Origin of the sequence: Paraburkholderia nodosa DSM 21604, assembly GCF_000519185.1 — a bacterium.
In the GTDB taxonomy this organism is placed as follows: Bacteria; Pseudomonadota; Gammaproteobacteria; order Burkholderiales; family Burkholderiaceae; genus Paraburkholderia; species Paraburkholderia nodosa.
The window spans coordinates 135,890-150,265 of sequence record NZ_JAFA01000013.1 but is presented as its reverse complement, the minus strand read 5'-3'; the positions used below and the strand labels follow the sequence as shown (position 1 = coordinate 150,265).

Annotated in this window: 12 protein-coding genes; 5 read left to right on the top strand and 7 right to left on the bottom strand. The window is 65.4% G+C overall.

The features are described 5' to 3' along the window. Window positions 1-82 precede the first annotated feature (82 nt). The 3 genes from lspA to A3CW_RS0120695 all read right to left on the bottom strand — a co-directional run bounded on the left by lspA (window position 83) and on the right by A3CW_RS0120695 (window position 4,585). Window positions 83-598 (bottom strand): signal peptidase II, encoded by a 516-nt coding sequence (gene lspA / locus A3CW_RS0120705; protein ID WP_028205270.1) that lies wholly within the window; start codon window positions 596-598, stop codon window positions 83-85. After that, the gene (gene ileS, locus A3CW_RS0120700) at window positions 598-3,447 is read right to left on the bottom strand and encodes an isoleucine--tRNA ligase (RefSeq protein ID WP_028205269.1); all 2,850 of its coding nucleotides are present in this window, start codon (window positions 3,445-3,447) and stop codon (window positions 598-600) included. Before ileS ends, lspA begins: the two co-directional genes overlap by 1 nt. Window positions 3,448-3,589: 142 nt before the next feature. Beyond that, complete coding sequence (locus tag A3CW_RS0120695; protein WP_028205268.1) at window positions 3,590-4,585, bottom strand: bifunctional riboflavin kinase/FAD synthetase; 996 nt, start codon at window positions 4,583-4,585, stop codon at window positions 3,590-3,592. 189 nt (window positions 4,586-4,774) lie between these two features. On the opposite strand from A3CW_RS0120695, the gene purN reads away from it, so the two are divergent. From purN to nadC, 5 genes are all read left to right on the top strand, one after another. Further along, a complete protein-coding gene (gene purN, locus A3CW_RS0120690) occupies window positions 4,775-5,434 on the top strand; it encodes a phosphoribosylglycinamide formyltransferase (protein ID WP_028205267.1) in 660 nt (219 codons plus the stop codon). Further along, complete coding sequence (locus tag A3CW_RS0120685; protein WP_028205266.1) at window positions 5,431-6,822, top strand: RsmB/NOP family class I SAM-dependent RNA methyltransferase; 1,392 nt, start codon at window positions 5,431-5,433, stop codon at window positions 6,820-6,822. Before purN ends, A3CW_RS0120685 begins: the two co-directional genes overlap by 4 nt. Before the next feature lie 519 nt (window positions 6,823-7,341). Beyond that, the gene (locus tag A3CW_RS0120675) at window positions 7,342-8,538 is read left to right on the top strand and encodes a DesA family fatty acid desaturase (RefSeq protein ID WP_028205265.1); all 1,197 of its coding nucleotides are present in this window, start codon (window positions 7,342-7,344) and stop codon (window positions 8,536-8,538) included. Between the two features lie 166 nt (window positions 8,539-8,704). After that, entirely contained in the window at window positions 8,705-9,835 is a 1,131-nt protein-coding gene (gene nadA / locus A3CW_RS0120670; protein ID WP_028205264.1) for a quinolinate synthase NadA, read from the top strand. Beyond that, a complete protein-coding gene (nadC, locus tag A3CW_RS0120665) occupies window positions 9,836-10,735 on the top strand; it encodes a carboxylating nicotinate-nucleotide diphosphorylase (protein WP_028205263.1) in 900 nt (299 codons plus the stop codon). A 91-nt stretch (window positions 10,736-10,826) separates the two neighbouring features. Here the strand turns inward: nadC and nadB are convergent, their stop codons facing one another. The 4 genes from nadB to radC form a co-directional block, all read right to left on the bottom strand. Next, entirely contained in the window at window positions 10,827-12,428 is a 1,602-nt protein-coding gene (gene nadB, locus A3CW_RS0120660; RefSeq protein ID WP_028205262.1) for an L-aspartate oxidase, read from the bottom strand. A 271-nt stretch (window positions 12,429-12,699) separates the two neighbouring features. After that, a complete protein-coding gene (rpmG, locus tag A3CW_RS0120655) occupies window positions 12,700-12,867 on the bottom strand; it encodes a 50S ribosomal protein L33 (RefSeq protein ID WP_027817504.1) in 168 nt (55 codons plus the stop codon). A 10-nt stretch (window positions 12,868-12,877) separates the two neighbouring features. Continuing rightward, on the bottom strand, window positions 12,878-13,111 hold the full coding sequence (gene rpmB, locus A3CW_RS0120650) for a 50S ribosomal protein L28 (RefSeq protein WP_027794135.1): 234 nt from the start codon (window positions 13,109-13,111) through the stop codon (window positions 12,878-12,880). A 256-nt stretch (window positions 13,112-13,367) separates the two neighbouring features. After that, window positions 13,368-14,192, bottom strand: a complete 825-nt coding sequence (radC, locus tag A3CW_RS47020) for a RadC family protein (protein WP_211254074.1) — start codon at window positions 14,190-14,192, stop codon at window positions 13,368-13,370. Window positions 14,193-14,376 lie beyond the last annotated feature (184 nt).

The window sequence follows — 14,376 nt, the reverse complement described above, 5'->3', positions numbered from 1 at the left end:
AGCTCCTTTGTCGACCAGAGTTGGCGCTTTAGCGCCTGACTCGGGTCCCACGTAACGAAGTTGCGCGGTGCAGCCCGCACACTCAGCGCGCGCCGCGCACGCGCCGCAATTCGTCGAACACCAGCAGCGCCGCGCCGATGCAGATCGCGCTATCGGCGAGGTTGAACGCCGGCCAGTGCCAGCCGCCCACGTGGAAATCGAGAAAGTCGATCACGTGGCCGTACAGCAGGCGGTCGATCACATTGCCGAGCGCGCCGCCCATGATGAGCGCGAGCGCCGTGCAGAAGAGCTTCTGCGTGGCGTGTCGCTTGAGCAGATAGCAGATCACGAGCGCCGCCACCACGCCGAGCGCCGTGAACGCCCAGCGTTGCCAGCCGCCCGCAGCCGACAGGAAGCTGAACGCCGCGCCCTTGTTGTAGACCAGCACGAGGTTGAAGAACGGCGTGATCACGCGGCCTTCGCCGTAGCTGAACACCTTGTTGATGGCGATTTTCGTGAGCTGGTCGGCGAGGATCACGATCACCGCGACCCCCAGCCACGGCGCGAGCGTGCCGCCCGCGCCATTCGACCTGGACTGCTTCGGCAGGGTTTTTGCCATTATGCCGCGCTCCGTTTTTCACCGTCGCCGAACAGATTCGCAACACAGCGGCCGCACAGGCCCGGATGCTCCGCGTTCGCGCCCACGTCCTCGCGGTAGTGCCAGCAGCGCTCGCACTTGAGGTACTTCGAGGTGACCACTTCGACGCCTTCCTCCGCTTCGCTATCGACCTTCACGATTTCCGCCGCCGAGGTGATCAGCACGAATTTCAGGTCGTCGCCGAGCGAGGCGAGCGCTTCGTAGCGCGCGCCGCTCGCGAGAATGCGCACTTCGGCCTGCAGCGACGAACCGATCTGGTTCGCCACACGCGCCTCTTCGAGCGCCTTCGTCACGTTGCCGCGCACTTCGCGCAGCAGCGTCCACTTGGCGATCAGCTCCGGCGCGCCTTCGACGTCCGGGAAGGCGTGGAAGGTTTCGGTGAAGATGGTTTCGCTTTGCGGCTGGAACACCTTCCACGCTTCTTCGGCCGTGAACGAAAGGAACGGCGCGAGGATGCGCAACAGGCTATGCGTGATGTGATGCAGCGCCGTTTGCGCGCCGCGGCGGGCCTTCGAGTCCGCTGCGCTCGTATAGAGGCGGTCCTTCAGCACGTCGAGGTAGAAGCCACCCAGGTCTTCCGAGCAGAACGTCTGGAGCTTGGCCACCACCGGGTGGAACTCGTAGCGGTCGTAGTGGGCGAGCACGTCGTTTTGCAGCGTATGCGTGAGCGCGACGGCATAGCGGTCGATCTCGAGCCATTCGCTCGCGGGCAGCGCGTGCTTCTCGAAGTCGAAGTCCGAGAGGTTAGAGAGCAGGAAGCGCAGCGTGTTGCGGATGCGGCGATAGCCTTCCGTCACGCGCTTGAGGATTTCTTCCGAGATGGCCAGCTCGCCCGAGTAGTCGGTCGAGGCGATCCACAGACGGATGATTTCGGCGCCCAGACGGTTCGCCACTTCATGCGGATCGACGCCGTTGCCGAGCGACTTCGACATCTTGCGGCCTTCGCCGTCCACGGTGAAGCCGTGCGTGAGCAGCGCGTTGTAGGGCGGGCGGCCGTCGAGCATGGACGCCGTGAGCAGCGACGAGTGGAACCAGCCGCGGTGCTGGTCCGAGCCTTCCAGGTACAGGTCGGCCGGGAACTGCAGTTCGTTCTTGTGCGAGCCGCGCAGCACGTGCCAGTGCGTCGTGCCCGAGTCGAACCACACGTCGAGCGTGTCGCGGTTCTTCTCGTACATATTGGCGTCGTCGCCGAGCAGCTCGCGCGGGTCGAGCCTCTGCCACGCTTCGATGCCTTCTTTCTCCACGCGCTGCGCGACCTGCTCGAGCAGCTCCAGCGTGCGCGGATGCAGCTCGCCGGTTTCCTTGTGCACGAAGAACGCCATCGGCACACCCCATTGGCGCTGGCGCGAGAGCGTCCAGTCCGGGCGGTTGGCGATCATCGAATACAGGCGCTGCTTGCCCCACGAGGGGTAGAACGCCGTCGCCTCGATGCCTTCCAGCGCCGTTTCGCGCAGCGTCTTGCCGCCGTCCGTGGGCGTCACGTCCATGCCCGCGAACCACTGCGAGGTGGCGCGGTAGATGATCGGCGTCTTGTGGCGCCAGCAGTGCATGTAGCTGTGCAGGTACTTCTCGCTGCGCAGGAGCGTGCCGGCGGCGTCGAGTGCGTCGACGATCTTCGGGTTCGCCGCCCAGATCGAGAGGCCGCCGAACAGCGGCAGCGACTCGATGTAGCGGCCATCGCCCATCACCGGGCTGATGATGTCGGAATCCGCCATGCCGTGCGCCTTGCACGACACGAAGTCTTCCACGCCGTAAGCGGGCGCCGAGTGCACGATGCCCGTGCCGGTGTCGGTCGTGACGTAGTCGCCGAGATAGATCGGCGAGGTGCGCTTGTAGCCCGGGTGCGCCGAGGCGAGCGGGTGATTGAAGCGCAGCAGCGAGAGCTTCTCGCCCTTCGTCGTGGCGACGATCGTGCCGGTCAGGCCGAACTCCTTCATGCACGCTTCCACGCGCTCGACGGCGAGGATCAGCAGGCCGCGTTGCGTGTCCACGAGCGCATAGTCGACTTCCGGGTGCACGTTCAGCGCCTGGTTCGACGGAATCGTCCAGGGCGTGGTGGTCCAGATCACGATGCCGCCTTCCTCGCGCGGCAGCGCCGGCAGGCCGAACGCGGCCGCCGTTTCGGCGGGTTGCGCGAACGTGAACAGCACGTCGATGGTCGGGTCGGTCTTGTCCTTGTACTCGACTTCCGCCTCAGCGAGCGCCGAGCCGCAGTCGAAGCACCAGTTCACGGGCTTGAGGCCGCGGAACACATAACCCTTTTCGATGATTTTCGCGAGTGCGCGGAGCTCGCCGGCCTCGTTCACGAAGTTCATCGTCTTGTACGGGTTGTTCCAGTCGCCGAGCACGCCCAGGCGCTTGAAGCCCTTCTTTTGCGTCTCGATCTGGCCGGCCGCGTACTCGCGCGCCTTCTGCATCACTTCCTGGGCGGGCAGCGACTTGCCGAACTGCTTTTCGATCTGGATTTCGATCGGCATGCCGTGGCAGTCCCAGCCCGGCACGTAGACCGCGTCGAAGCCCGCGAGATTGCGCGCCTTGACGATCATGTCCTTGAGGATCTTGTTCACCGCGTGGCCGAGGTGGATGTCGCCGTTCGCATACGGCGGGCCGTCGTGCAGGATGAACTTCTTGCGGCCCTTCGAAGCCGCGCGGATCTTCTCGTAGACCTGGTTCTCTTCCCATTCCTTGACCCATTGCGGCTCGCGCCTGGGCAGGTCGCCGCGCATTGGGAACGGGGTGTCGAGCAGGTTGACGGGGTACTTCGATTCGGACTTCTGCGGCTTGCCGGAGGATGCTTTCTTGTCGCTCATGGTGAGATCACGTGGAATTCGGGGGAAGCATGGCGTCAGCGTTGCGGCCGATGCCGCGCAACCGTCGCCTCGGGCGCTGCATGCCGTGCTTTGTGCACGCGGCGCCTGGGGGCGGGGGCAGCCCGCGCAGGCGGGCCGCGGGTCACCTAATTCGGTCGGTGGCCGAGGTGGCGAAGCCGGTGGATGCGCCGCCGGCCACGTCTGCGCCCGCGGCGGCGAACCACGCGCGGGTGTTCGCCACGTCGCGGGCGATCGCGGCGGTGAGCGTTTCGAGGTCGGGAAACTTCTCCTCGTCACGCAGTTTTTTGAGAAACTCGACGCGCACGAGCTTGCCGTAGGCGTCGCCGTGCCAGTCGAGCAGATGCACTTCGAGCAGCACGCGACCCGAGTCGTCCACGGTCGGGCGCAGGCCGAGGCTTGCGACGCCCGGCAGCGGATGGTCGGCGATGCCATGCACCATCACGACGAAGATGCCCTTGAGCGCCGGCCGCTTGTGGCCGATCAGCAGGTTCATCGTGGGGAAGCCCAGGTCGCGCCCGAGCTTCAGGCCGTGCGTGACGTGCGCGCTGATGTGATAGCCGCGGCCAAGCGAAGCGCGCGCGGCGTCGAGGTCGCCCGCGTGCAGCTGCGCGCGCACGGCGGAGCTGGAAATGCGCACGCCCGAAGGGTCGGCCACAGTCGCCATCTGCTCGACTTCGAAGCCGTGCTGCGCGCCCGCGGCCTGCAGCGAAGCGAAGTCGCCCGCGCGTTTCGCTCCATAGCGGAAGTCGTCGCCGATCATCATCCAGCGCGCGTGCAGCCCGCCCACGATGATGCGCTCGACGAACGCCTCGGGCGACTGGCTCGCGAACGTGTGGTTGAAATGCTCGACCACGACGCGGTCCACGCCGTTCTCGCGCAGCGCTTCGAGCTTGTCGCGCAGCATGGCGATGCGCGGCGGGGCGCTGGCCGGGTTGAAAAACTCGCGCGGATGCGGCTCGAAGGTCATCACGCAGACGGGCAGGCCGCGCGCGTCGGCTGCCGCGCGCACGCGCGCGAGCAATGCCTGATGCCCGCGGTGGACACCGTCGAAATTGCCGATGGTCAGCGCGCAGGGCGCGCGGCTTTCGGCATTGGGAAGACCGCGGAAGACTCTCACGATAGCGGAACCTGGTGGAACCTCGAAAAGCGCGCTGGCGCAGCACGCGTGCTAATGATCGACGGCTGACCGACTGACCTGGCCATTCGCGGCCCAAGGACCGCGACGAAACAGAAGATTATAAACGCACGAGGCGACGATCGCCGCCGCGCGAGCGTTGGGCAGGCGCCCCGATGATAAAATCCGCGGATGAAAAATCTCGTCATCCTGATTTCGGGGCGGGGCAGCAACATGGAAGCCATCGTGCGCGCTTGCGCGCAGGAAGCTTGGGGCGCGCGTATCGCCGCCGTGATTGCCAACCGTCCTGACGCCGCGGGCCTCGCGTTCGCGGCTTCGAATGGCATTGCCACGGCGGTGGTCGACCACCGCCAGTTTCCCGATCGCGCCAGCTTCGACGCGGCGCTCGCTCAAGTCATCGACGGCTACGCGCCGGACCTCGTCGTGCTGGCGGGCTTCATGCGCGTGCTGACCGAATCGTTCGTCGGCCATTATGCGGGTCGGATGCTTAATATCCATCCCTCGCTGCTGCCGATGTTTCCGGGCCTCAAGACGCACCAGCAGGCGCTCGACGCCGGCTGCCGCGTGCACGGCGCGACGGTGCATTTCGTCACGCCGACGCTCGATCATGGCCCCATCGTCGCGCAGGCGGTGGTTCCGGTGCGCGCGGGCGACGATGCCGCGGCGCTCGCCGCGCGCGTGCTCAAGACCGAACATTTTATGTATCCGCGCGCGGTGCGCTGGTTCGTCGAAGGGCGCCTCGCGCTCGACGGCGAACGCGTGACGCTCACGCCGGCCGAGCCACAGTGGCTCTTCTTTGACGACTCGCAAGCCGCCGGGGAGGGCGCATGAGACTGCATGGATTTCTGATTGGACAGACCGAAACGTTGCTCGCCGACGTCCTCAAATTCACGGGCCCGGCCGACGCGGTGACGAGCCGCTTCTTCCGCGAGCATCCGAAGCTCGGCCACGCCGAGCGCGGTGTGATTGCCGAAGCCGTGTTCGCGGTGCTGCGCCGGCGCATGGAGTTCGCGCACCTGGCCGAAAGCGGCACGGGCAGCCCGACGCGCCGCCTCACGCTGCTCGGCCTCATGGCGACGGCAGGCCGCTCGGCGATCCGCCCGTTCGTATCGGACGCCGAGGCCACCTGGCTCGAGCACGTCGCGAAGATCGACCCGACGAGCCTGCCGCTGCGCGTGCAGCTGAATCTGCCGGAGTGGATCATGAAGGCGCTGGAAACGCGCTTTGAGCCCGCCGAACTCGCGCAACTGGCCGCCGCGCTCAACTACCCGGCGCCGCTCGATCTGCGCGCCAATCCCATCAAGGCGAGTCGCGAAGAGCTGATCCGCGCGCTGTCCGAGTCGGGCATCGAAGGCGGCGAAACGCCGTTTGCACCGTTCGGCGTGCGTGTGACGGGCAAGCCCGCGCTCACGAAACTCGACGCGTTCAAGAACGGCTGGTTCGAGGTGCAGGACGAGGGCAGCCAGCTGTTGTGCACGCTGCTGGCGCCGCGCCGCGGCGAGATGGTCGTGGACTTCTGCGCTGGCGCGGGCGGCAAGACGCTGGCGCTCGGCGCGATGATGCGTTCGACGGGCCGTCTCTACGCCTTCGACGTGTCCGACCGGCGCCTGGCCAAGCTCAAGCCGCGCCTCGCGCGCAGCGGCCTCTCGAACGTCAATCCCGTGCTGATCGACAGCGAGCACGACGCCAAGATCAAGCGCCTGATCGGCAAGATCGACCGCGTGCTCGTGGATGCGCCGTGCTCGGGCCTCGGCACGCTGCGCCGCAACCCCGACCTCAAGTGGCGCCAGTCGCCGGAGTCGGTGGCCGAGCTCGCGCCCAAGCAGCTTTCGATTCTCACGAGCGCGGCGCGCCTGCTCAAGCGCGGCGGCCGTCTCGTCTACGCGACCTGCAGCATTCTCGAAGCCGAGAACGAAGCGGTCGTGAAGCAGTTCCTCGAGGCGCACCCCGAGTTCGTGCTGGTGAGCGCACGCGAGGTGCTGGCCGAGCAGCGCGTGGGCCTCGACACGGGCGACTACCTCTCGCTCTGGCCGCACCGCCACGCCACCGACGGCTTCTTTGCCGCCGTGCTGGAGCGTCGCGGCGAAGCCAAGCCCAAGACGAAGGCGGCCGGCGCGCAGACCACGCCCGAAGAAGCCGCAGCGGAGCAGGAGGCGTCCGACGCGATCGCGAAGGCGCAGGACAGCGAAGCCGCCGAGCCGGACGCTACGCTGGAGTAAGACGCTCGCGGCAGGAGCGACGTTTGCGGGACCGTCCGGCCAGGACAAGCCGGGCGGTCCGCGATAGCGGGTGCGGTAGATCGTGCCGCATCACGATCGTCGTGCTGGCCGGCCGCTCGTTGCGTATTGGCGACATCATCAGCGCAGGCAGTATTCAGGGCTGGATGACGTATGGCATCGAGACCTGATTCCAGACGAACGCCGGATCGCATCGAATTTTCAGGCGACGCCGTGCAACTCGAACTAGGATTCTGGATAGAGAGCGCGGAACATGGGATCGCGGTGAAAGACTAGATGGGGTCAGATATCACGGAAAGGGCCAGTTGGGGTGCGGCAAAGCGCCTCGAAACGCCCTTCAGACGTTGACGCCGTAACCATTAAAGAAAAAAATCTCCCTTTGTTACAAACACTTGGAACGGTTCTAGTAGAATGCCGTCCAACCGCATCTAGTCGCTTTCACTTTCTTGACACTGGCGCCTGGCTGAAAGGCCGACGCGCTTCGCTTCACAGGTAAATGCCTTGTTGAACTCCCTGCTTGATTTCCTCGCCCACGGGGTGCTCCATTTCTCGTGGTGGCAGATCGTGCTGTTCGCGGCGGTGGTCACCCACATCACGATCATCGGCGTGACGGTGTACCTGCACCGCTGCCAGGCGCACCGCGCGCTGGACCTGCATCCCATTGCGAGCCACTTTTTCCGCTTCTGGCTGTGGATGACCACGGGCATGCTCACGGGCCAGTGGGCGGCGATCCACCGCAAGCACCACGCCAAGTGCGAAACGGAAGAAGATCCGCACAGCCCGCAAACGCGCGGCATCTGGAAGGTGCTGCTCGAAGGCGCCGAGCTCTATCGCACCGAAGCGAAGAACGAAGAAACGCTGCGCCGCTTCAGCCACGGCACGCCCAACGACTGGATGGAGCGTAACGTCTACACGCGCTACCCCATTCTCGGCGTGAGCATCATGATGGTGATCGACGTCGCGCTGTTCGGCGCAGTCGGCCTCACCGTGTGGGCCGTGCAGATGGCGTGGATACCGTTCTGGGCGGCGGGTGTCGTGAATGGCCTCGGCCACTTCTGGGGCTACCGCAACTTCAATTCGTCTGACGCGAGCACGAACCTTCTGCCGTTCGGCATCATCATCGGCGGCGAGGAGCTGCACAACAACCACCACACGTTCGCGACTTCCGCGAAGCTCTCGAACAAGTGGTATGAGTTCGACATCGGCTGGATGTACATCCGCATGATGCAGGCCGTTGGCCTTGCCAAGGTGAAGAAGGTCGCGCCCACGCCGCGCCTCACCAAGGGCAAGCTGGTGCCCGACCACGAAACGCTGCAGGCCGTGCTGTCCAATCGCTACGAAGTGATGGCGCGTTACGCCAAGGCCGTGAAGCTCGCGTACCGTCAGGAACTCGCGCACCTCAAGGAAGTTGGCGAGCGCGAGAAGTACAAGGTCATGCGCGGTGCGCGCAAGTGGTTCGACAAGGAAGAAGCCAGCCTGAACGAGCCGCAGAAGCGCCAGCTTCCGCAAATTTTCGCGAACAGCCAGAAGCTGCGCACGTACATCGAACTGCGTAACGAACTCGCCGCGATCTGGGAGCGTTCGAGCGCCTCGCGCGAACAACTGCTCACGCAGCTCCAGGATTGGTGCCATCGCGCTGAACAAAGCGGTATCAAGGCGCTGCAGGAATTCGCTTCGCGCCTGCGCCGTTACGCTTGATCGGCTTGAGCGGATTTTGGCCCCTCAGTGGGGCGTAAGAAAATCCTTTAGAATGACGAGACGTCACAAAACCCCGCGCTGGCGGGGTTTTTCTTTTTGGGCCGCAAACAAGCCGGAGTCCCCACAATGGCTTCAATGGCGCGGCGATCGGTAGGGGCAGGAGATGATGAGTCAGGCGATCAGGAAGGTCGAATATGACCGGCCGCAGGGTGCCGTTTGCGGCGTTGGACAGGCTTGGGCGCGCGTGCCCGATGCGCCGTCCACGGCAGAGCGCGTTGCATTGAAGGAGCGGATTCGCGAGTTGCTCAAGCGCGAGAAGGCGGTGCTTGTCGCGCACTATTATGTAGATCCTGAATTGCAGGAGCTCGCCGACGAAACCGGCGGCTGCGTGGCCGATTCGCTCGAGATGGCGCGCTTCGGCCGCGACCACGAGGCACAGACGCTCGTCGTGGCGGGCGTGCGCTTCATGGGTGAGACCGCGAAGATTCTGAGTCCGAACAAGCGCATTCTCATGCCCGACCTCGACGCGACCTGCTCGCTCGATCTCGGTTGCCCCATCGACGAATTCTCGGCGTTTTGCGACGAGCATCCCGACCGCACCGTGGTCGTCTATGCGAACACGAGCGCGGCCGTGAAGGCGCGCGCGGACTGGATGGTCACGTCGTCCATCGGTCTCGAGATCGTCGCCGACCTGCACGCGAAGGGCGAAAAAATTCTGTGGGCGCCGGACCGCCACCTGGGCAGCTACATCCAGAAGAAGACCGGCGCCGACATGCTGCTGTGGCAAGGCTCCTGCCTCGTGCACGACGAATTCAAGGGCATCGAGCTCGATCTGCTGCGCGCCGAATATCCGGACGCCAAGATTCTCGTCCACCCCGAATCGCCCGAGAGCGTGGTTGCGCTCGCGGACGTGGTCGGCTCGACCACCCAGCTGATCGACGCCGCCGTGAAGCTCGACGCGCAACGCTTCATCGTCGCGACCGATCTCGGCATTCTGCACAAGATGCGCCTCGCGGCGCCGGGCAAGACCTTCATCGAAGCGCCCACGGCCGGCAACAGCGCCACCTGCAAGAGCTGCGCGCATTGCCCGTGGATGGCCATGAACGGTCTGGCGAATCTCGTCGACGTGCTGGAGCGCGGTCACAACGAGATCCACGTCGATAGCGCGATCGGCGAGCGTGCGCGTCTGCCGATCGATCGCATGCTGGCGTTCGCGGCGGAGCACAAGCGCCGCGTGCAGGCGAGCGGCGACCTCGCGCGCGATACCGCGCTGTTCTCGCAAGTGGGGGCGGCATAAATGGGTGCACTCGAATTGCTCGCAGTCGATGCCGTTTCGCCCGTGCTCGACGAAGTGCGCTCGCAGTACGGCGCGGCGTTCGACGCCGCGATCGCACGCAACGTGGCCGATGCGCTAGAAGAAGACGTGGGCCCCGGCGACCAGACCGGCCGTCTCGTGCCTGCCGACGAAATGCGCGACGCGCGCATCATCGTGCGCGAAGAAGCGATGCTGTGCGGCGTGCTCTGGTTCGACGGCGTGGTGAAGCAGGTCGATCCGCGCATCGAAGTGCGTTGGCACTATCGCGAAGGCGAGCGCATGGCCGCCGACACGACCGTCTGCTCGCTGCGCGGTCCGGCGCGCTCGCTGCTCACGGCCGAGCGCAACGCGATGAACTTCCTGCAACTGCTCTCGGGCGTGGCGAGCGTGACGCGCCGCTACGTCGACATGATCGCGCACACCCGCACGCGCATTCTGGACACGCGCAAGACGCTGCCCGGCCTGCGCCTCGCGCAGAAGTACGCAGTGCGCGTGGGCGGTGGCGCGAACCAGCGTCTTGCGCTTTACGACGGGATCCTCATCAAGGAAAACCACATTGCTGCGGCAGGCGGCGTGGGTGCGGCGATGGCCGCTGCGCTCGCGCTCGATGCGGGCGTGCCGATCCAGATCGAAGTCGAGACGCTCGAGCAGCTCGAAACGGCGCTCGCGCACGGCGCGCAGTCGGTGCTGCTCGACAACTTCTCGTTGGACATGATGCGCGATGCGGTGAAGCTCACGGCGGGGCGTGCGGTGCTCGAAGTCTCGGGCAGCGTGAACTTCGACACGGTGCGCGCGATCGCGGAAACGGGCGTGGACCGCGTATCGATTGGCGCGTTGACGAAGGACGTGCGTGCGACGGACTTTTCGATGCGCATTGTCTGAAGCGGCGAGTTCGCCAAGCTGAACCAGAACGAAAAAGGCCGCCTCGCGATGAGGCGGCCTTTGTTTTTGCGGCGCGTTTAGTTCATCGGGCTCATGAAACCGTGCGATTGCGCACGCGCTCCGGCGCGAGCACGGTCGGCAGCGCCTTGGGCAGCGAGTTCGGCCAGTCGCGGCTGTAGTGCAGGCCACGGCTCTCGCGGCGCGAGCGCGCACTTTCCACGATCAGCGAAGCGACTTCGACGAGGTTGCGCAATTCCAGCAGGTCGCGCGTGACGCGGAAATTCGCGTAGTACTCGAGAATTTCATCGCGCAGCAGGGCGAGGCGATGTTGGGCGCGCTCGAGCCGCTTGTCGGTGCGCACGATGCCGACGTAATTCCACATCAACCGGCGCAGCTCGTCCCAGTTGTGGGCCACGACGACTTCCTCGTCGGAATCGGAGACGCGGCTTTCGTCCCAGTCGGGCAGGGGCGCATGCGCGCCCGCGCTGAAGCCTTCCGCCTCGATCGCCTCGGCCGCCGAGCGGCCGATCACGAGGCACTCGAGCAGCGAATTGCTCGCCAGGCGGTTCGCGCCGTGCAGGCCCGTGTACGACGTCTCGCCCACCGCATAGAGGCCCGCGAGATCGGTGCGCCCGGCCAGGTCGGTGACGACGCCGCCGCAGGTGTAGTGCGCGGCGGGCACCACGGGAATCGGCTCCTTCGTGATGTCGATGCCGAATTCGCGGCAGCGCGCGAGGATGGTCGGGAAATGCTCTTCGAGAAACGCCGGCGGCTGATGGCTGATGTCGAGATGCACGCAGTCGATGCCGTGCTTTTTGATCTCGAAGTCGATCGCGCGGGCGACGATGTCGCGCGGCGCCAGCTCGGCGCGCGCGTCGTGCGCGGGCATGAAGCGGGTGCCGTCGGGCAGGCGCAGCACGCCGCCTTCGCCGCGCACGGCCTCCGAAATCAGGAACGACTTGGCGTGCGGGTGAAAGAGGCAGGTGGGGTGGAACTGGATGAACTCCATGTTCGCCACCCGGCAGCCCGCGCGCCACGCCATGGCGATGCCGTCGCCGGTGGCCGTGTCGGGGTTCGTCGTGTACAGGTAGACCTTGCCCGCACCGCCCGTTGCGAGCACCGTGTGCGGCGCCTGGATCGTCACCGTGCGGTCGTTCTTCAGATCGAGCGCATAGAGGCCGTGGCAACGACGGCCCGGCAGGCCTAGCCGGTCGGACGTGATGACGTCGATCGCCTGATGGTCTTCGAGGATCGTGATGTTCGGGTGCGAGCGTGCACGCTCGAGCAGCGTTTGCACGACCGCGTGACCGGTGGCGTCGGCGGCGTGGATGATGCGGCGATGGCTGTGGCCGCCTTCGCGCGTGAGGTGGAAGCCGAGTTCGGCGGCGGCGTCCTTCGTGAACGGCACGTCCTGGGCGATCAGCCATTCGATGGCCTCGCGGCCATGCTCGACGATGTAGCGCGTGGCTGCCTCGTCGCACAGGCCGCCGCCGGCGACGAGCGTATCGTCCACGTGGTTCTCCACGCTGTCGGCCGAATCGAGCACGGCGGCAATGCCGCCTTGCGCGCGGTCGCTCGCGCCTTCGGTCATCGCACGCTTGGCGATGATCACGACGCGACGCGAACCGGCGAGATTCAGCGCGACGCTCAGTCCTGCGAGGCCGCTGCCGACGATCGCTACATCGAAATTCATGATCCTGCTTCTCCGTCTCTCTTGTTCTACGCTTTCTGGCCGCCGCGTTTGCCACGGTCCTGCACCGTCGGTGACATATGACACGCGTGTGGCAACCGGTATAAAGCGGGAAGCATACTCCGAGAGAGGAGCGAACGGATAGCCGCAGTTTGGGCGCCGCCGTTAAAACACCGTTGCATGGCGCGAACCGGGGCGGGACGGGCGTGCAAAAAGAAAAACCCCGCTAAATAGCGGGGTTTTTCTGTCTTCGTCAGGCTCGAAACCCGATCAATTACTTGATCTTGGTTTCCTTGTACTCGACGTGCTTGCGAACAACCGGGTCGAACTTCTTGATCGACATTTTTTCCGGCATGTTGCGCTTGTTCTTCGTGGTCGTGTAGAAGTGACCCGTACCTGCGGTCGACTCGAGCTTGATCTTGTCGCGGATTCCCTTGGCCATGATTTACTCCTTACAGTTCGCCGCGTGCGCGCAGGTCTGCGAGCACGGAATCGATGCCGTTCTTGTCGATCAGGCGCAGGCCTGCGTTCGAGATGCGCAGACGCACCCAACGGTTTTCGCTTTCAACCCAGAAACGGCGGTTTTGCAGATTCGGGAGGAAACGGCGCTTGGTTTTGTTGTTAGCGTGGGAAACGTTGTTGCCGCTCATCGGCGCTTTCCCAGTGACTTGGCATACACGTGCCATGAGACACTCCTACGGAAATTCTGAGTTCGAGAGCCGCTTAAGTTTCCCAGGCGAGAAATGGCCAGAATAGGAGCGCGCTCACGTATGGATGAGAGACAACCTCGAACCCAGGCCATATTTCCCCTGGAATGCCTCGACGGGCTTCGGAACAGGGTTGGAAATAGGCAAACCACGATTCTAGCAGAAAAAGCTCTGGAAAATCAAACCCGATTTGCACATGGTGTTGTTTGCCGCCGCGCGTCGCGTCAGTGCCACCTCAGCTCCAGCCATGGCGCGCAAAGGAAAACGTCTCCCGGGTGCCGATGACCAGGTGATCGATGAGCTGAACCTCCACGAGCGCCAGCGTTTCGCGCAACACCCGTGTGAGGCGCCGGTCGCTCGCGCTCGGCTGCACCGCGCCCGAAGGGTGATTATGGGCGACGATCAGGCTCGCGGCATTGAGCGTCAGCGCGCGCCGCACGATTTCACGAGGATACACCGCCATGCGCGTGAGCGAGCCGCGCGAGCTTTCCTCCGAGCGGATCAGCCGATGCCGCGCGTCCAGAAAGAGGCAAACGAACACCTCGTGCGGCCGCCCGCCGATCAGAAGGCGCAAATAGTCTTCGACCGCGCCGGGAGAGTCGACGAGCGGCTTGTCGTCGAGCGCTTGCGCAAGCGCCCGCCGCGCGAGTTCCGTCACCGCCTGGAGCATCGCGGCTTTTGCGGGCCCGATGCCGCGCAGGGCCTCGAATTCTTCGTGCGGCGCGTCGAGCATGGCGCGCAGCGAGCCGAATTGGGCCAGCAGCGTGCGAGCGACCTCGAAGACATCGTGGCCCGGCAAGCCGAAGCCGAGCAGGATCGCGAGCAACTCCACGTCCGAGAGCGCGGCCGCGCCGGCCGTGCGCAGTCGCTCGCGGGGCATGTCGTGGCGTGGTGCCGCAGGCGCCGCGTTCTCGCGGGTCGAGACCGCAGGCGCCGCCGGCGCGGGGAGGGCGCCGCCGCGGGGGCCACGCTCCGCGCAGCCTGGGCCGGGCAGGCGGTCGGCGAGGGCGCCGCCGACGGTATCGGGCGCCGTATCCAGCATGCAGGCAAGCTCCCTCATGGCAATCTCCACAGACAAATAAGGCGTGCGCGGCGCACACGAGTGCGAGCGTTGGCAGTGCACAATCGTGCCGCGACCGCCTCGGCCAAGTGGCTTACAATAGTTGTTTTCCGGCCGCCCGAGGCAGGCCGGACCGGCGCCTTGCGGCGCGCACGCGCGAAGCGCGCGTTACGACGAAATGAGT